Origin of the sequence: Salinivibrio socompensis S35 (genome assembly GCF_000513715.1) — a bacterium.
GTDB classification, from domain to species: Bacteria; Pseudomonadota; Gammaproteobacteria; order Enterobacterales; family Vibrionaceae; genus Salinivibrio; species Salinivibrio socompensis.
Map to the genome: position 1 here is coordinate 12782 of NZ_AQOD01000005.1, position 18286 is coordinate 31067.

Below are 18286 nucleotides of genomic sequence, written 5' to 3' on the forward strand. Positions count from 1 at the left end.
ATACTGCTTGTCAAACAAAGCCTTATTATAAAGATGGACGATTTTAAATCTGTCTCAATAAAGCGACATTAGCCGGACACTATAAGTACTATTTTAGTCAAATAGATGAATAAACCAGATAAAATTTTGATCTTGTGAGCTAAAATCAGAATGTAAGACACAAAAAAAGCGGCTCTTTGAGCCGCTTTCATTGTGGTCTGTCCAGCTTTAGCTACCTTGTTGCGGGCGCATCGCTGGGAAAAGAATCACATCACGAATCGTATGTGTGTTAGTGAATAACATCACTAGACGGTCGATCCCAATACCTTGGCCAGCGGTTGGTGGCAACCCATGCTCAAGAGCATTGATATAATCGGCATCGTAATACATGGCCTCATCGTCACCCGCATCTTTGGCATCGACTTGGGCTTTGAAACGCGCGTCTTGATCTTCCGCGTCATTCAGCTCCGAGAAGCCATTAGCGACTTCGCGCCCACCCACGAAAAACTCAAAACGGTCGGTCACAAATGGATTATCATCGTTTCGACGGGCCAATGGTGAGATGTCCGCTGGGTATTCGGTAATAAAGGTCGGTTGAATCAACTGTGGTTCCGCCGTTTCACCAAAGATTTCTTCCAGTAACTGACCGGCTGTCCAAAACGATTCGACACTGATTTTCAACGATTTAGCAATGGCCGCTAGATGATCCCGATCTTGCACATTATCATCGTTAAGCGCTTGAATATCAGCATGTTCAGGATTGTACTGTTTAATGGCATCAAGCATGGTAATGCGTGGGTAAGGCCCCGCAAAATTAATCTCATGCTCGCCATAAGGCATCACAGACTGTCCCATCACTTCCAGAGCCACGCGTGACAACATGTCCTCAGTCAGATCCATCAGATCGTTATAGTCCGCATACGCCATATAGAATTCCATCATGGTGAATTCTGGGTTATGGCGTGGCGATAACCCTTCGTTACGGAAATTCCGGTTTACTTCAAACACGCGCTCAAAGCCGCCGACAACTAAACGCTTAAGGTAAAGCTCAGGCGCCACACGCAAGTACATGTCGATATCTAACGCATTATGATGCGTGGTAAATGGACGTGCCGTTGCCCCGCCAGGGATAACGTGCATCATCGGCGTTTCCACTTCCATAAAGTGTTTTTCTACCATGTAGTTACGAATGGCGGTCACCACACTTGAACGCACTTGGAATGCGTGACGGGACTCTTCGTTCACAATCAAGTCGACATAACGTTGGCGATAACGCAGCTCTTGATCGGCCAAACCATGGAATTTTTCTGGCAACGGACGCAATGCTTTGGTCAGTAGCTGGTAGCGCTCCATATTGACATAGAGATCGCCTTTGCCCGACTTATGCAGCGCACCATGCACGCCAATAATGTCACCAATATCTAAGCCTTGGTACTCAGTTTTCAGCGCTTTTTGTACGTCTTTCGAGGCGTAGGCTTGCACTCGGCCCGACACATCTTGTACCACCATAAATGGCCCGCGTTTGGCCATAATACGACCCGCGATCGTAACTTTGTGATCAAGCGTTTCAAGCTCTGCTTTTTCTTTGTCGCCAAATTCGGCCTGCAGGTCTGCGGCAAGGTGCTCACGACGGAAGTCGTTAGGATGGCCGTTTGCCTTACAGTTTTCACGAATGTGATTCAGTTTGGCGCGACGCTCGGCAATCAGCTTATTTTCGTCTGGTAACTGGTCAGTCATAGAAAACCCTTTACATTAAATCGTGATTACAGGCCAGATTTGAGGCTGGCTTCGATAAATTTATCTAAATTGCCGTCAAGAACGGCCTGTGTATTACGGTTTTCAACACCGGTACGCAGATCTTTAATACGCGAATCATCCAAGACGTAGGAGCGGATCTGACTGCCCCAGCCGATATCCGACTTCGCATCTTCGTTGGCTTGTTTTTCCGCATTTTGCTTTTGTAGCTCAAGCTCAAACAGTTTCGCTCTTAGCTGTTTCATCGCTTGATCTTTGTTTTTGTGTTGAGAGCGATCGTTCTGACACTGGACCACGGTGTTGGTCGGAACATGCGTAATACGTACCGCAGATTCTGTGGTATTGACGTGCTGACCACCGGCCCCAGAGGCACGATAAACATCGATGCGTAAATCAGAGGGATTAATATCAATTTCAATATCGTCATCGATTTCCGGATACACAAACGCAGAGGCGAATGAGGTATGACGGCGACCACCGGAATCAAACGGCGACTTACGTACCAAGCGATGCACCCCCGTTTCAGTACGCAACCAACCGTATGCATATTCACCGGAAATACGCACGGTGGCAGATTTAAGCCCAGCGACATCGCCTTCAGACACTTCAATGACTTCGGCTTTAAAGCCTTTAGCGTCGGCCCAGCGCAGATACATACGTAGCATCATGTTGGTCCAATCTTGTGCTTCTGTACCACCAGATCCGGCTTGAAGGTCAATGTAGCTGTCAGAGGCATCATGCTCGCCGGAGAACATGCGACGGAACTCTAGCTTCGTTAGCTTGACTTCAAGATCGGCCAACTCGGGTTCAATTTCATCAAAGGTTTCTTGGTCGTCTTCTTCGACGGCAAGCGTCAGTAGCTCATTAACATCTTCGCCGCCTTGCGTCAGTTGATCGATAGTCTCTACCACCGCCTCCAGTGACGCACGCTCTTTACCCAGCGCTTGCGCACGTTGTGGTTCATTCCACACATCCGGCTGTTCTAACTCGGCATTAACTTCTTCTAGACGCTCTTTCTTCGCGTCATAGTCAAAGATACCCCCGAAGGACATCGGTGCGTTCAGCGATATCCGCGAGGCGATTTTTGATTGGATTAATCTCAAACATGGTCAGGCATCTTCATTATTTGCGGAAATTTAACCGCCGAATTTTAGCGAATTGTTGCGCCAATAAACAGGGCGTGATGGAAAAAGCCGCACAATTAAGCGGACTCAAGGTAAGAAACAATCAGCTGAGAATTGCGGTTCCCGCGAAACTCATTGATATCCAGTCGATAAACAAGGTGAACCGTTTTGACACTCGGATCCGGCCAGCGACGTAAATCCACATTAAATGCGATCGCATCTATCATCGTACCTCCGCCTGCAGGCTCAACCATCAGCTTTAGATGCTTCCCACCCACTAGCTTTTGCTGTAAAACATGAAAGCTGCCATCGAACTGTGGCTCTGGAAAACCTTGCCCCCATGGGCCACCGGACTGAATGATCTCGGCAGTCTCTATCCCCAGCTCGTGGCTTTGCAGCGGGCCGTCGCTCAATAGTACCCCTTTCAGATCATCCTCACTGACCTGCTCGCGCACCTGCGCATCAAACAGCGTTGCAAACGTATTAAATTGTGTTTCTTCAATGGTCAGTCCCGCGGCCATCGCGTGCCCACCAAATTTTTTAATTAGTCCGGGATTGAGCGTATCTATCCTATCTAGCGTGTCACGCATATGTAAGCCGGGAATCGAGCGGGCCGACCCTTTAATCACCCCCTCGCCACCGTCGGCAAAGGCGATCACCGGACGGTGGAACTGATCTTTCAAGCGCGACGCGAGAATGCCAATCACCCCCTGATGCCAATCACGTTGAAACAGCGCTAATCCTACCGGTAAATCCTGCTCAGATTGCTCGGCAATTAAGCGTTCACACCAAGCCACGGCCTCTTTTTCATACCTTGCTTCGATATCTTTGCGCGTTTGGTTCAACGCATCAAGCTCAGACGCCATCCGTCTTGCCGCATGGATGTTATCGCATAATAACAACTCGACCCCGAAGGCCATGTCATCCAACCGTCCTGCCGCATTGATCCTGGGCCCTAACGCAAAGCCAAAATCACTGGCGACTAGAGTTGCCATATTGCGATTAGCGACCTCGACCAACGCTTGAATACCGGGACGACAGCGACCCGCCCGGATCCGCTGTAATCCTTGGTGAACCAGAATGCGGTTATTGCTATCAAGCGCCACTACATCCGCCACCGTACCGAGTGCCACTAAATCGAGTAGCTCCGCCAGGTTAGGGATAGCCAAACCTTGTTGTGCAAACCAGTCTTGATCACGCAAGTGCGCACGCAGGGCAAGCATTAAATAGAATGCGACGCCGACACCTGCTAACGCTTTGGAGGGAAAGTCGCAGTCATTCAGATTCGGGTTGACCATCGCATCCGCGTTAGGCAATTGAGCACCGGGTAAATGATGATCGGTCACCAGCACCTGCATACCCAGGGCTTTGGCATGGGCAACGCCTTCTAATGAAGACACGCCGTTATCGACGGTCATGATCAGCTCAGCGCCGCGTTCAGCAGCTTGATCGACCACCTCTGGGCTTAAGCCATAGCCATCGTCGAAGCGGTTAGGGACTAAATAATCCACACGGGTCGCCCCCATCATACGCAGGCTCTCACTGACAATGCCGAGGAAGTCGCGCCATCGGCATCAAAATCACCCACGATTAAAATAGATTGATGCGACGCCAAGGCGTTGGCAAGCAATTGCACGGCGGCATCGATCCCGGTGAGTGCTTGATATTGATGCAACCCCGCCACACTGCGATTGAGTTCGCTATCGGTTTGCAGCCCGCGATTAGCGTATAAACGCTGTAAGAGCGGAGGAATCGCATCGCTGAATGCTGGCGTGACTGACGGCGCCCGTCTTTTTATTTCTATCATGAAGTGATTACCAATTGCGGATTAGCCTCGAGGATGATGCGCTTGATGAAGCTGTTTCAAACGCTCCGTCGCCACATGGGTATAAATTTGCGTCGTTGAAAGATCACTGTGCCCCAACAACATCTGTACCACCCGCAAATCCGCACCATGATTGAGCAGGTGAGTCGCGAAAGCATGTCGAAGGACGTGCGGGGATAAATCATCGGTCTCAATACCGGCCAGTTGAGCATAATATTTAATTCGATGCCAAAAAGTTTGTCGTGTCATTTGCCGCGCGCGCTTACTGGGAAAAAATACATCTGTACTGGTTTGGCCCAATAGAGTTGGGCGACTGAGGGCTAAATACTGCTCTAACCAATCAACCGCCGACTCGCCCATTGGTACCAATCGCTCTTTATCGCCTTTACCTAATACTCGCACCACGCCTTGGCGTAAACTGACATTTTCAGTGGTTAGCGCAATTAATTCAGTCACACGTAACCCCGTTGCGTATAGCAACTCTAACATCGCTTTATCGCGCAGCTCTAACGGATCGGCGGTATTAGGCGCCTCCAATAAATCGTCTATTTGTGCTTCGGTCAGATCTTTGGGAAGCCGCTTAGGCTGTTTAGGGCTAATGAGCGTTGCACTCGGGTCATCTGGGCGCAACTTCTGGCGGTATACATATTGAAAAAGCCGACGCAATGCCGACACCATTCGGCTACGAGAGCTCGACTGATAGCCTTGCTCATGCAGCCAATATTGATAATCTTGCAAATCTTGTTTGCTCACCGCCACCAACGCACGGCTATCTAACCAGCGGCATAGCTTGATTAAGTCGGTGCGATAGGACGTTAAGGTGTTTTCGGATAACCCTCGCTCCATCCACATGGCATCCAGGAACTGTTCGATTAATTCAATGTTTTTATTCACGTTCAGCCTGCTAGGTTATAAATTGGAGAATACGCATTTTGCCGTGGTAGCGTCGGCCAACATTATACAAAATGTCGCCTGTCCTTGCTGGATCAAATTGCCGTTCAACAGGTAAACTGCCCGCATGACAAACAACAGAGTCGCGCTATGAAAATCGGTCTTTTTTATGGCTCTACCACCTGCTACACCGAGATGGCCGCGGAAAAAATCCGTGATTTTATCGGTGACGATCTGGTCGAGCTCCACAATGTTAAAGAAACACCGCTCGCCAAGATGGCAGACTATGACTTACTACTGCTAGGCATTTCTACCTGGGATTTCGGCGAGCTCCAAGAAGACTGGGAAGCGGTTTGGCAAGATATGGACAGCTTACAGCTGCACGATAAGGCCATTGCACTGTTCGGTTTAGGTGATCAAGAAGGCTATGCGGAATGGTATCTCGATGCCATGGGCATGCTTCATCAACAGTTACAAGGTTGTGGCGCGCAGTTTATTGGCTACTGGCCAACCGCAGGCTACCGCTTTGATGCATCCAAGGCGGTGACGGAGGATGGCAAACAATTTGTTGGCTTAGCCCTCGATGAAGACAGCGAATATGATCTCAGTGATGAGCGTATTCAAACCTGGTGCGAGCAAGTACTGGTAGAATATCAGGCCATGCTTTAACGTACTCCGCGTGCAGTCAATAATCCTACGCTGTACGCTTGTTAATCGTGAGCGCTTAAATTGTCTGGGCCATGATAGAGCCACCATTGCCATAATAAAAAACCGCGCTATTTGGCGCGGTTTTTTATCTTAATACAAGGCGCTTACGCTTCTGCCAATGCCGAGTCACGTGTGCCAACAAACTTAGCCACCACCATGGCCGCTAACGTCGGTAGTAACCATGCCATGCCAACATCGAACAGTGGTAGGAAATTAAAGGCACTCATGTCCGCGCCCATCACTTTCACTGCATCAAGTAAACTAAAGAGCAAGGCCACCCCCATGACTAAACGATAGCCCAGTGCCGGGTTTGGCAACCAGCGACGAATGAAAGTCAAGCCAATCAGGGCAATCGCCACCGGATATAAAGCGAACAAGACCGGAACGGAAATCGCGATCAACTGCTTTAGGCCAACATTGGCAACCACCGCACAGACTGTGGCAACGACCACGACCCAACGACGATACGTCCATGAAGTCAGCGAGCTAAAGTAATCGGCACACGCGCTGACCAAGCCAATCACTGTGGTCAAACAGGCTAAACCAATGATAGCGGCAAGGATCATTTGTCCAACCGGACCAAACAGCGCATCGACATACGCGGCCATGATTTCGCCGCCATTTTGCGTTCCCTGCGCCACCGCACTGGCCGTTGAGCCCAAGTAGAACAGCGACACGTACACAAACGCCAGTCCAGCAGCGGCAATAATACCAGCATAAATCAGGTACATGCAGGTTGCTTTGTTGTCTTCAATGCCTTTTTTGCGGATCACATCGACAATCAACATACCAAACATCAGTGCGGCAAAGGTATCCATGGTGTTATACCCTTCCAGAAAGCCTGTGGTCAGTGCATTTTCGATGTAATCGCCTTGGGCCGCGGCCACGTCGCCTTGAGGGTTAACAATCACGGCGATCGCCAGAATAGCTAATGCTGCGAATAATAAAGGCGTCAAGAACTTGCCGATCGTATCGATCAGTTTGCCTTGAGAGAGAGAAAAAAACATCGCAGCAGCGAAAAAGACAACAGAGAATGCACCCAGTTCAAACTGTCCAGGCGATGACAAAAAAGGTTTAAAACCAATCTCGTACGCCACTAGTCCGGCACGAGGTGCCGCAAAAGCCGGGCCAATGATAATAAAAATCAACACCGCCATCAGGGTCGCGACACCAGTGGGCAAATCACGAGTGAGCCCTTTCCAGCCTCCACCTGCGATGGCAACGGCGATGATACCGATGAGCGGAAGACCGACAGCAGTGATCAAAAAGCCGATCATGGCAGCAGTGTAATGGTCGCCGGCTAACATGCCAGCTTGTGGTGGAAAGATTATATTTCCCGCGCCTAAGAAAAAGGCAAAGGTCATAAAACCTAACGCTAAAATATCTACTAATTTTAAACGCTTAGTCACGATGAATACCTACAGCTTTAAAGGGTGTTTGCAAATGAATAATCTTTCGCCCATCTGAAACGCTGATTTATAATATTTTATTTCAGACGATAGACAGAATGCAGAATAATGAACAAGTTCCCTGTCACAGTAAAGGTGTTAACAAAAAACCTTGTGATCTTCTGCTTTAACAATAACAATCAGCTCAATAAACTGGCTATGTAATTATCTCTGGTATTTTTCAATAACGATAACTTGCAACACACTGATTACATTAAAGCAAAAAATCCTATCTGTTTGCTGACCAAACCACGGGGAAACCGAGCATCTTGTGAGTCAATTTCGATTTAAACAGTTCACTATCGAGCACGGTGACTGTGGTATGAAAGTCAGTACCGACGGAGTACTCTTGGGGCGTGGCTGATCCGAATCAGGCACAAAAGAGTTTAGATATAGGGACTGGCACCGGATTATTGGCTCTTATGTTGGCACAACGTTTTGCTAACCTGGCAGTGACAGCCGTCGACTATGATGTGTCAGCATTTCATTGTGCATACCATAATGTGACAAGGTCGCGGTTTGTAGATCAGATTCAGGTACAACATACCGATATCAACACCTACCACAGCCCGCCTCTATGGCCTCACATTGTGTGTAACCCGCCGTATTTTACCAGTGGTGTCTCGTCAAAAAACAAGCAACGTGCGGTCGCCAGACACACGGACACGCTTAGCCATGCAGATTTAGTTCACTGCTTGGCACGCCTTTTAACGCCAACAGGGTGTGCTGATCTGATTTTACCGATAAAAGAAGCTGAGGCGTTGATCGAACAGGCCGCTGAATATGGTCTCTACTTACGCCGCCATGTACTCGTGACGCCAAGCCCCAATAAATCCCCGTCACGTTTACTGTTCACGTTAAGCCCCACGACGGGAACGCTAAGATCTGATACGATCACCGTGCGTGATGAACATGGCGACTACACTCAGGCGTTTGCCGCCCTAACACGCGCGTTTTATCTCAAATTGCCGTAAGCCAAATATCGCAGTGTAGGACAACCCATATTGACCATGACGCGCTGCCCATTTACACCATTTGCGTCTATAATGCCGCGCTTAACTATCCTTGGAGAATTACCCTGTGCGAAGCTTTGCCGAACTAGAGCTGGATCCTGAACTGCTCAGTGCACTCGACGATATGGGCTATCAGCGCCCAACGCTTATCCAATCGGAGGTTATCCCCCATGGTATGGATGGGCGCGACATCCTCGCGTCGGCACCAACCGGAACGGGAAAAACCACGGCTTTTTTGCTGCCAATGCTGCAGCATTTGCTCGATTTTCCACGGCAAAAGCCAGGACCCGGCCGCGTGCTTATCTTGACACCCACGCGAGAACTGGCAATACAAGTCGCTGAGGAAGCGCGGGCATTGGCCAAAAATACCAGCCTAAAAGTGTTCACCATCACGGGTGGGATTTCGTATCAAGAGCATGCCGAGCAACTGGGTAAAACACAGGATATTGTCGTCGCGACGCCAGGCCGCCTAATGGAATACATTGAAACTGAACGCTTCGACTGTCGCGCCGTTGAGTGTCTCATTCTCGATGAAGCCGATCGTATGTTGGATATGGGCTTTGCCAATACCGTAAACCGCCTATCCGATGAGTGCCAACGTCGCCGTCAGACGATGTTATTTTCAGCGACGCTCGAGGGTCGCGGGGTTAGCGGATTCACGGACAGTCTTTTGGACGAGCCAGAGCTAATCGATGTCACGCCTCCTCGCCGTGAACGCAAAAAAATCACCCAGTGGTATTACCGTTGTGACGATCTCAATCACAAACGCGCCCTACTTAACACGATTGTGACTGACCACGCTGAACGCGCAATTGTCTTTATCAAAACCCGCGAAAGGCTGGCTGAGCTTCGCGAATATATGCAGTCACAACAACTGGAATGTGCTTGGATCCAAGGTGAAATGCAGCAAGCTAAACGCAACAATGCCATCACTCGCTTTAGTGAAGGGAAAGTGCATGTTCTTTTAGCGACCGATGTGGCCGCTCGCGGCATTGATGTGCCGAATATCACCCACGTGATTAACTACGATCTGCCCCGTACCGCCGATGTGTATTTACACCGGATTGGTCGCACAGCACGAGCGGGTAAAAAAGGGTCAGCGATTTCTCTGGTTGAAGCCCACGATCAGCCAATGATGGATAGGATCACCCGCTATATGGACGAAGACATCAAAGAGCGTACCCTTGATGGCTTAAAACCAAAACATAAAAAAGCCACGCACAAGAAGAAAAAAAAGAAGCAAAGCGGATAAAAAATCGACTAGCGCGAGTAAATCGAAAAAACGCAAACAGAATTAGACATCGATCAGCCTCTCTGACTGGCTGATAGATAAGGATTTACTCAAGGAGCCTCAAAAGGCCTCCTTTTTTTCGCTTATCACGTCCATATTACTGCACACTAAACGATCAGATTCACACAACGCGTAATGTGATGATACAAAATATTAACAATTGAGCATCAAATCAGTTTAAGATGCTGGTGGTGATAACAACAACATGATGCAAACACAGTAGAAGGAACTCACTATGCAATCGTTTGTCGATTTCTTAAATAGCATCATATGGAGCCCTGTGCTGATTTACACCTGCTTAGGTGCCGGCCTGTTTTACTCCATATTGACACGCTTTGTGCAAATCCGTCACTTTTCCGAAATGTGGCGACTCCTCTTTTCCGGAAAAAGCTCGGAAAAAGGGATTTCTTCATTCCAAGCGCTCGCCGTTTCTCTTTCTGGTCGTGTCGGGACCGGTAATATTGCCGGTGTGGCCGCGGCGATCGGTTTTGGTGGCCCAGGGGCCGTTTTCTGGATGTGGGTGGTTGCCTTCTTAGGGGCAGCAACAGCATTCACCGAGTCAACCTTGGCACAAATTTATAAAGAAGAAGACAACGGTGAGTTCCGCGGTGGACCAGCGTATTATATTGAAAAAGCCATGGGCCAAAAATGGTATGCCATTCTTTTCGCGATCGCGACACTTCTCGCGTGTGGCGTCATGTTGCCGGGTGTACAGTCGAACGCCATTGGTAATGCGGTCGAGACCGCCTTTGGCTCAGGTGCCATGGTTGATACCGCCATGTTTGGCGCCCTCGAGGTGTCGAAAATCATCACGGGTGCCTTTATTTCTGTTGTGCTCGGCTTCATCATTTTTGGTGGCGTGAAGCGCATCGCCCAATTTACTCAGATCGTTGTGCCATTTATGGCGTTGGCGTACATCATCATCGCGTTCGTGATCATTTTGCTCAACATCAGCGAAGTACCTACCGTGTTTGCCATGATTGTTGGCGATGCCTTCACCCCGATGGCCGGCGCTGGTGCGGCAATTGGTTGGGGGGTAAAACGTGGTGTTTACTCTAACGAAGCCGGTCAGGGGACAGGTCCTCATGCCGCCGCCGCTGCGAACGTTGATCACCCAGCTCAGCAAGGTTTGGTGCAGTCGTTCTCCGTGTATATCGATACACTGCTGGTTTGTTCAGCCACTGCATTTATGATCATCATTACCGGCGCTTATAATGTGCACGGCGCAGGTGACGCCTTTATCGTGCAAAATTTAGCCTCGTCGGTGGCAGCCAATAGCCCTGAGTTTACTCAGCTTGCCATTGAAGCGGCGATGCCTGGACTGGGCAAACCCTTTATCGCGTTTGCACTCTTCTTCTTCGCCTTTACGACGATTCTGGCCTACTACTACATTGCGGAAACCAACATTGCTTACCTGCGTCGCACGTTTAAAGTGCCCGGTATGATGTTCGTGCTCAAGCTGGTACTGATGTCAGCGGTATTCTATGGTTGTGTCCGCAGTGCGAACCTCGCTTGGGCATTTGGTGACGCAGGGGTTGGTTTAATGGCTTGGCTGAACATTGTCGGCATTATTATCATCTTCTTTATGTCCAAACCGGCGATGAAAGCGTTAAAAGACTATGAAGAGCAGCAAGCACGAGGTGTCGAAACTTACACCTTTGATCCCGTGAAGTTAGGGATTAAAAACGCTGACTACTGGGAGCAACGTTTAGCACGTCGCAATGGTATCCAAAGTGATGACGCAACGGATCCAGACGGTAAACCCGTTAATCCAACCGCGTAACACACGCTAAGATAAGCAAGACAAAGGGCGCCGACTTAGGCGCCCTTTCTGATCGCTGACCGATAATCATATCACCAACGGTTGTACTCGCGATTAATTATCTAAGCGGAAAATAATATCGACTTGATCACTGACCTGCATTGTCATGTCTTGATAGCTGGCCGCCACATCGGCACTGCCACTACGCATTTCGGCATTCATCATTACAGGACGTGGGTTACTCGAGCGGTAACGGACTTGCCAAACGCCATCAACACGCATATTAAGGCTTTTCGCCAAGGCGTCTGCTTTGTTTTTTGCATCGTTGACAGCTGCCTCACGGGCTTTGTCTTTCAGAGTTGCCTGCTCACTGCTGGTTAGCTGCACCTGTCGAATACGGTTGATCCCCTCGCCCAAGGCACCGTCTAGCACCGTATTCAACTTATCGAGCTGATTGAGTGTGACCGTGACGTGGCGCTCAGCACGATAACCCATCAGTTCAGGCGCTTTGTCTTTTGTGTGTTGATAACGCGGTGAAAGCTGAATATGGGCGCTTTCTATCTGATCACGTTTCACCCCTTGCTTTGCTAGCCGTTCGATAAAAGCCGCAACCGCTTTATCTGATGCGCTTTTTGCTGCTTTGGCGGTTTTTCGCTCAGTAACCACGCCAACATCAATATTGGCCATATCAGGCGCTGCCGTGATTTCTCCGACACCGGTGATCTCTAAATGAGGAAAATCAATATTGGCCATCGCTGCTGGCGCTATCACCAAAGCCCCCGTGAGCCATACCATTGCTTTCAACTTACGCATCCTCTCTCCTTTTATGGATTCAACTTGCCATGAGAATATAGGTCAGACACTTTTATCAGCGAAAGACTCCCTCACTTTCGTCAAGTTTATGTTAAAACTGTGCGAGTGCCATCCCTAAGCACCGTTCTTCTCATGATTGACAGCTTGCTCCTTTTTCGCATCCGTTTAATGATGAAGATAATTCGATTCCCTTTACGAGTATCTCAGCTTAAAGTGAGGAGATGACAAGAGAAAAGGGAATAAGCCGTGAGCAGTTTTTTAGTCGCACTTCAGGGCTTAGGATTAAGCCTGACCATGATTATCCCGATAGGCGCACAAAACGCTTATGTGATTAACCAAGGGATCAGTCGTGAGCATCATATGACCACGGCGTCGATCTGCTTTATCTGCGATATTGTATTGATCTCTAGTGGTATTTTTGGCGGAGGGGCCTTATTAGCGAGCAATCCTGTATTACTCAACACGATAACTATCGCTGGCATCGCGTTTCTCAGTGTCTATGCGTGGCAGTTTATACAAAGTGCGCGTCAGCAAAATCAGGAAGATGCCTCAACAGTGCCGAGCATGAGCCGTGGGCGCCGAGCGGTGATCATTGGTGCGCTTGCGGTGACCTTACTCAACCCGCATGTTTACCTTGATACCGTGGTGGTGTTAGGGGCGATTGGCGGCCAATTTGCATTCGATGAACGCATCGCCTTTACTATCGGCGCGCTGATGGGATCGTGTTTATGGTTTTATGGTTTATCCGCGGGGGCTGCCCGCTTATCGCCTTGGCTATCGACGCCATCGATACGCCGATTACTCGACCTGTTAATGGCCAGTATGATGTTATTTGTTGCCGGAAAACTGGCGTTCGGTCTTTATGCACGCTTGCTGGCCAGTTAAGTAATGGGAATGGATGCGGCACACTTACCGTATCCATGCCAGTTTATTTAATCAGCAGAGTGATTTAAGCTTGGCTCTCGCCGCGATCGAAGTGAACACTCATTTGCGGGAAAGGGATTTCAATACCGTTTTCGTCCAGCGCTTCTTTAATCGAAGGAAGCAGCTCAAAATAAACACTCCAGTAATCCTCGGTTTTTACCCAGGGACGGACGACGAAGTTGACCGAAGAATCGGCCAATGTCATCACGGCCACATTGGGCTCAGGATCTTTTAGAATAAGCGGATGCTTCGTCACAATATCGGTTAACACCGCTTTTGTTTTCTTCAAATCCGCGCTGTACGCCACACCAATGGTTAAATCGATACGACGTGTCGCATGCTTGGAATAATTGGTGATCGGGCTGCTGATCACTGAGCCATTGGGGACAACCACCATTTTATTATCTGGTGTTGTCAGTACGGTAGAGAAAATTTGTATCGATTCAACGGAACCTGCCACACCTGCCAGCTCGACATAATCCCCTGATTTAAAGGGGCGAAACATCACAATCAAGACGCCAGCAGCAAAGTTGGCTAACGATCCTTGTAAGGCTAAACCGACGGCTAAACCAGCAGCACCAAGAATGGCAATGACAGAAGCAGTTTGTACGCCAACACGACTGAGCGCGGCGATCAGTACGATGATAAAGAGTAAATAACGGACCAAGCCATGAATAAACTCGACCACCGCGTTGTCCATATTACGCTTACTCATGACACCCGCCATGGAATTGGCGAGTCCTTTCACCACCATATTACCGATCACTAAAATCAATAATGCAGAGACAATATTGACCCCATATTGAATCAACAAGTCTTGATTGTTGGTGAGCCATGTCTGTGCCCACTTAGCCCCTTCTATCACCGTGTTTTCTTCACTCATTCCCTCTTCCCTCTTCCCTCTGTGATTGGAATAAACCATTCTTTTATAGTAACAGGCTTTTACCATCCCTTGTCTATCTTAGCGTCTCACTTCAGCGAAAGCGCAATCAGCAAACATAAAAAAAGCCCGCCAAATATGGCGGCTCATGTCTTCTTACGCTATCGGTACTGGAACTTACAGTACGTCAATCGCGTTAAGATCTTTAAAGGCTTGCTCTAGACGTGCAACCATAGATTCTTGACCTTTGCGCAACCATACGCGTGGATCGTAGAATTTTTTATTAGGCTGATCATCACCTTTCGGGTTACCGATTTGGCTTTGCAGATAACCTTCGTTATCTTGATAGTACTGACGGATACCATCCCATGTTGCCCACTGAGTATCGGTATCGATGTTCATTTTGATCACACCATAGCCGATAGACTCTTGAATCTGTGCTTCTGAAGAGCCCGAGCCGCCATGGAAGACGAAGTTCAGACCATTGGTCGGTAGACCAAATTTCTCTGAGCAGTAAGCTTGTGATTCACGGAGAATTTCTGGCTTAAGTACCACGTTACCGGCTTATAAACGCCGTGAACGTTACCGAATGAGGCCGCAATAGTGAAACGAGGGCTTACCGCAGACAGTTTTTCGTACGCGTACGCCACTTCTTCTGGCTTGGTATAAAGATCCGCTGAATCGACATCGCTGTTATCAACGCCGTCTTCTTCACCACCGGTAATACCCAGTTCGATTTCCAACGTCATGCCCATTTTGTCCATGCGCGCGAGGTACTCCGCACAGATTTCCATGTTCTCTTCTAATGACTCTTCAGAAAGGTCAATCATGTGAGAAGAGAAAAGTGGCTTGCCGTGTTCTTTAAAGAAGGCTTCACCGGCGTCTAGTAGGCCGTCGATCCATGGCAGCAGTTTTTTCGCTGCATGGTCAGTGTGCATGATCACTGGCACACCATACACTTCAGCCATTGCGTGAACATATTTTGCACCCGCAACCGCGCCTTTAATTTGCGCTTCTTGACCGTCTAGTTTCAGGCCTTTGCCTGGGAAGAAGCCAGCACCGCCGTTAGAAAATTGGATAACCACCGGCGCTTTTACTTTCGCCGCGGCTTCCATCACTGCGTTGATAGAGTCAGTGTTTACCACGTTAACCGCTGGCAATGCGAACTTGTTCTCTTTGGCAACTTCAAATACTTTCTGAACGTCATCGCCAAAGATAACGCCAGGTTTTACAAAATCAAAAACTTTAGACATGGTTCTTGTCCTATTAAATCGGGTTGTCTTTGCTGAACTGAGTAAAGATGCGCATCGGCACCTTCATCAATACGGTGCAATCGTTTACGACTCGGCATATTGTAGTCAAACGAAAGCAAAAACGGGAGACATCCCTCCCGTTTTGTTGTCGGATTTATGCGTCTTTCGCACGCGCTTCCAGCATTTCCACCGCTGGAAGGGGTTTGCCTTCAACAAACTCAAGGAAGGCACCGCCACCGGTTGAGATGTAAGACACATCGGCTTTAATGCCAAATTTATCAATGGGCAGCCAGGGTATCACCACCGCCTGCAACCGAGAAGCCTTCCGACTCAGCGATTGCTTTTGAAATCCCTGCGGTACCGGCTTCAAAGTTTTTAAACTCGAACACGCCTACTGGGCCATTCCAAAGAATCGTTTTGGCATTTTTCAAGATATCAGCCAGTGCTTGTGTGGATTCTGGCCCGAGGTCGAAGATCATGTCATCGTCTTGTACATCTTCAACACGCTTGATTTCGGCTTCTGCATTTTCATCAAACGCTTTGGCACACGCCACATCGGTGGCAACCGGGATATGCACTCTTCCATCAAAGATTTCGCCGTATGCACCAAGTCTGCTTCGTAAAGCGATTTACCCACATTATGTCCATCAGCGGCAATAAAGGTATTGGCAATACCACCACCGACAACCAGTTGGTCGGCAACTGTAGACAATGATTTCAGGACGGTCAGTTTGGTCGACACTTTTGACCCACCCACAATCGCCACCATTGGGCGAGCAGGGTTGTCCATCGCTTTGCCAAGCGCGTCAAGTTCGTTCGCCAACAGTGGGCCTGCACAGGCGATCGGTGCATGCGTACCCACACCATGGGTTGATGCTTGTGCGCGGTGCGCGGTGCCAAAGGCATCCATCACGAAGATATCGCATAGTGCAGCGTATTTTTTCGACAGCGCTTCATCGTTCTTTTTCTCGCCTTTGTTAAAGCGAACATTCTCTAGCACAACGAGCTCACCAGCATTCAGTTCAAGGCCGTCTAAGTAATCTTTAGCCAAGCTAACTTTGCAGTCCAGTGCGTCGTCAAGATAGTTCACGACAGGTTGCAGTGAGTATTGGTCTTCAGGTTGTCCTTCTTCAGGACGACCCAAGTGAGAGGTCACCATCACTTTCGCGCCGGCTTCCAAGCAGTGTTTGATGGTAGGCAATGACGCCAAAATACGTGCGTCAGAGGTCACTTTACCGTCTTTTACCGGCACGTTCAGATCGGAACGGATAAAGACACGCTTTCCGGCAAGATCTAAGTCGGTCATCTTAATTACAGACATAGGGTCCTCTCTATAAGGTTGCAAATTGAAACTGATTTAATCAGGGCGACCCCTTGCGTTAACGCACTCATTGCGCCATCGCCAAGGTGGTATCCAACATTCGGTTGGCAAAGCCCCACTCGTTGTCGCACCAAACCAACGTTTTTATCAGCTGATGATTACTCACCCGCGTTTGCGACCCATCGACAATGGCACTGTGTGAGTCGTGGTTAAAGTCTATCGACACCAAGGGTGCTTCGGTATAATCCAGTATACCGTCTAATGTACATCGAGATGCGGTTTGCAGAGCTTGATTTACGTCATTAACTTTCACTTTAGTACGCACAGTGACACTTAAATCCATCGCTGTCACGTTTATCGTCGGCACACGGACGGAAATGGCTTCAAACTTGTCAGAAAATTTCGGAAAAATCCTACCGATCCCAACATGCAATTTGGTATCAACGGGAATAATAGACTGACTCGCCGTGCGTGTGCGACGCAGATCGGAATGGTAAGCATCGATCACCTGCTGATCATTCATTGATGAATGAATGGTGGTGATGGTGCCGGACTCAATACCAAAGTGTTCATCCAGCGCTTTGATGACCGGCACAATACAATTAGTGGTGCAGGAACCGTTGGAGACAATACGATCGTCCATCGTCAATGCCTCGTGATTGACGCCATATATCACAGTTCGATCTACATCTTGGCTGGCTGGATGTGAAAACAAGACTTTTTTAGCGCCCGCAGCAATATGCGCCTCGCCGTCTTCGCGTGTACCAAATTTGCCTGTACAGTCTAGGACAATATCGACATCAAGATCACGCCAAGGTAAAAGTTGTAATTCCGGTAAGTGCAAGAGACGAATGTTGTCGGTGGCAACAAACAAGTGTTCTTGATTGTAAGAAACGGGCCAGCCGAATCGACCGTGGCTAGAGTCATATTGGAGCAGATGCGCCATCGCTTCCGGTTCTGCGAGTTCATTGATCGCCACCACTTGGATGCGATCGTGCTTGCCGCTCTCATATAAGGCACGCAGTACGCTACGCCCTATGCGGCCAAATCCATTAATTGCGACTCTTAATGCCATGTCCATCGGTGCTCGTTTAACGATGACACATAGTGTATCTCAAGCACGTAAAAGACGCACGTGTTGTGTGAGCCTTCTCACGCTCCTCGTGGATAAAACGCCGCGAAAAACGCCGATCTCGGCGAGTCTCGAATACCAAGACCGGGCGGCGGCAGTGTTATCGCTGTATCAACTGACTCATGAAAAACACACAACGATCATTGTATCAGCACTTAAAAGTGGAT

12 protein-coding genes and 3 pseudogenes are annotated in these 18286 nt (G+C 48.8%); 5 read left to right on the forward strand and 10 right to left on the reverse strand.

Going from position 1 to position 18286, the window contains the following annotated elements; genetic code table 11:
• Window positions 1–207: 207 nt before the first annotated feature.
• The 4 genes and pseudogenes from lysS to xerD form a co-directional block, all read right to left on the reverse strand.
• Window positions 208–1716, reverse strand: a complete 1509-nt coding sequence (gene lysS, locus DZ54_RS0100620; protein ID WP_025672756.1) for a lysine--tRNA ligase — start codon at window positions 1714–1716, stop codon at window positions 208–210.
• Window positions 1717–1742: 26 nt separating this feature from the next.
• Window positions 1743–2841, reverse strand: a protein-coding gene (prfB, locus tag DZ54_RS0100625; protein WP_128080424.1) for a peptide chain release factor 2 whose coding sequence is annotated in 2 segments (ribosomal slippage) — window positions 1743–2765 and window positions 2767–2841 — 1098 coding nt in all. Because the reading frame shifts where the segments join, the coding sequence is not laid out codon by codon here.
• A gap of 94 nt (window positions 2842–2935) precedes the next feature.
• Window positions 2936–4665, reverse strand: a pseudogene (recJ, locus tag DZ54_RS17780) (single-stranded-DNA-specific exonuclease RecJ).
• Window positions 4666–4686: 21 nt separating this feature from the next.
• On the reverse strand, window positions 4687–5577 hold the full coding sequence (gene xerD, locus DZ54_RS0100635) for a site-specific tyrosine recombinase XerD (RefSeq protein ID WP_025672758.1): 891 nt from the start codon (window positions 5575–5577) through the stop codon (window positions 4687–4689).
• A 147-nt stretch (window positions 5578–5724) separates the two neighbouring features.
• Here xerD and fldB point away from each other — a divergent pair, with 147 nt between their 5' ends.
• Window positions 5725–6243, forward strand: coding sequence for a flavodoxin FldB (fldB, locus tag DZ54_RS0100640; RefSeq protein ID WP_025672759.1), 519 nt, complete (start codon window positions 5725–5727; stop codon window positions 6241–6243).
• Window positions 6244–6386: 143 nt separating this feature from the next.
• Here fldB and brnQ read toward each other — a convergent pair whose 3' ends face one another.
• Window positions 6387–7691: a branched-chain amino acid transport system II carrier protein gene (gene brnQ, locus DZ54_RS0100645; protein ID WP_081721556.1), complete on the reverse strand. Its 1305-nt coding sequence runs from the start codon at window positions 7689–7691 to the stop codon at window positions 6387–6389.
• 395 nt (window positions 7692–8086) lie between these two features.
• Here brnQ and DZ54_RS17785 point away from each other — a divergent pair, with 395 nt between their 5' ends.
• The 3 genes from DZ54_RS17785 (at window position 8087) to DZ54_RS0100660 (ending at window position 11817) form a co-directional block, all read left to right on the forward strand.
• Window positions 8087–8704, forward strand: coding sequence for a tRNA1(Val) (adenine(37)-N6)-methyltransferase (locus tag DZ54_RS17785; protein WP_240473876.1), 618 nt, complete (start codon window positions 8087–8089; stop codon window positions 8702–8704).
• A gap of 106 nt (window positions 8705–8810) precedes the next feature.
• Window positions 8811–9995: an ATP-dependent RNA helicase SrmB gene (gene srmB, locus DZ54_RS17790; protein ID WP_128080425.1), complete on the forward strand. Its 1185-nt coding sequence runs from the start codon at window positions 8811–8813 to the stop codon at window positions 9993–9995.
• A 274-nt stretch (window positions 9996–10269) separates the two neighbouring features.
• Window positions 10270–11817: an alanine/glycine:cation symporter family protein gene (locus DZ54_RS0100660; RefSeq protein WP_025672761.1), complete on the forward strand. Its 1548-nt coding sequence runs from the start codon at window positions 10270–10272 to the stop codon at window positions 11815–11817.
• A gap of 93 nt (window positions 11818–11910) precedes the next feature.
• On the opposite strand, the gene DZ54_RS0100665 is transcribed toward DZ54_RS0100660, so the two are convergent.
• Window positions 11911–12609, reverse strand: coding sequence for an oxidative stress defense protein (locus DZ54_RS0100665; protein ID WP_025672762.1), 699 nt, complete (start codon window positions 12607–12609; stop codon window positions 11911–11913).
• A gap of 294 nt (window positions 12610–12903) precedes the next feature.
• Between DZ54_RS0100665 and DZ54_RS0100670 the strand changes: the two genes are divergently transcribed.
• Window positions 12904–13494 (forward strand): LysE/ArgO family amino acid transporter, encoded by a 591-nt coding sequence (locus DZ54_RS0100670; RefSeq protein ID WP_051415806.1) that lies wholly within the window; start codon window positions 12904–12906, stop codon window positions 13492–13494.
• 64 nt (window positions 13495–13558) lie between these two features.
• On the opposite strand, the gene mscS is transcribed toward DZ54_RS0100670, so the two are convergent.
• From mscS to epd, 4 genes and pseudogenes are all read right to left on the reverse strand, one after another.
• Window positions 13559–14416 carry a small-conductance mechanosensitive channel MscS gene (gene mscS / locus DZ54_RS0100675; RefSeq protein ID WP_025672764.1) on the reverse strand — a complete coding sequence of 286 codons (858 nt, stop codon included), beginning with the start codon at window positions 14414–14416 and terminating at the stop codon, window positions 13559–13561.
• 174 nt (window positions 14417–14590) lie between these two features.
• A pseudogene (gene fbaA / locus DZ54_RS17795) lies at window positions 14591–15666 on the reverse strand (class II fructose-bisphosphate aldolase).
• 154 nt (window positions 15667–15820) lie between these two features.
• Window positions 15821–16987 (reverse strand): annotated as a pseudogene (locus tag DZ54_RS17800) (phosphoglycerate kinase).
• A gap of 67 nt (window positions 16988–17054) precedes the next feature.
• A complete protein-coding gene (epd, locus tag DZ54_RS0100690) occupies window positions 17055–18062 on the reverse strand; it encodes an erythrose-4-phosphate dehydrogenase (protein WP_025672765.1) in 1008 nt (335 codons plus the stop codon).
• Window positions 18063–18286: the final 224 nt, after the last annotated feature.

Excerpts from the sequence above, each read along its gene's own strand:
- fldB (WP_025672759.1), top strand. The coding sequence starts at position 5,725 with ATGAAAATCGGTCTTTTTTATGGCTCTACCACCTGCTACACCGAGATG.
- epd (WP_025672765.1), bottom strand. The coding sequence starts at position 18,062 with ATGGCATTAAGAGTCGCAATTAATGGATTTGGCCGCATAGGGCGTAGC.
- lysS (WP_025672756.1), bottom strand. The coding sequence starts at position 1,716 with ATGACTGACCAGTTACCAGACGAAAATAAGCTGATTGCCGAGCGTCGC.
- DZ54_RS0100665 (WP_025672762.1), bottom strand. The coding sequence starts at position 12,609 with ATGCGTAAGTTGAAAGCAATGGTATGGCTCACGGGGGCTTTGGTGATA.
- mscS (WP_025672764.1), bottom strand. The coding sequence starts at position 14,416 with ATGAGTGAAGAAAACACGGTGATAGAAGGGGCTAAGTGGGCACAGACA.
- DZ54_RS0100660 (WP_025672761.1), top strand. The coding sequence starts at position 10,270 with ATGCAATCGTTTGTCGATTTCTTAAATAGCATCATATGGAGCCCTGTG.
- DZ54_RS0100670 (WP_051415806.1), top strand. The coding sequence starts at position 12,904 with ATGATTATCCCGATAGGCGCACAAAACGCTTATGTGATTAACCAAGGG.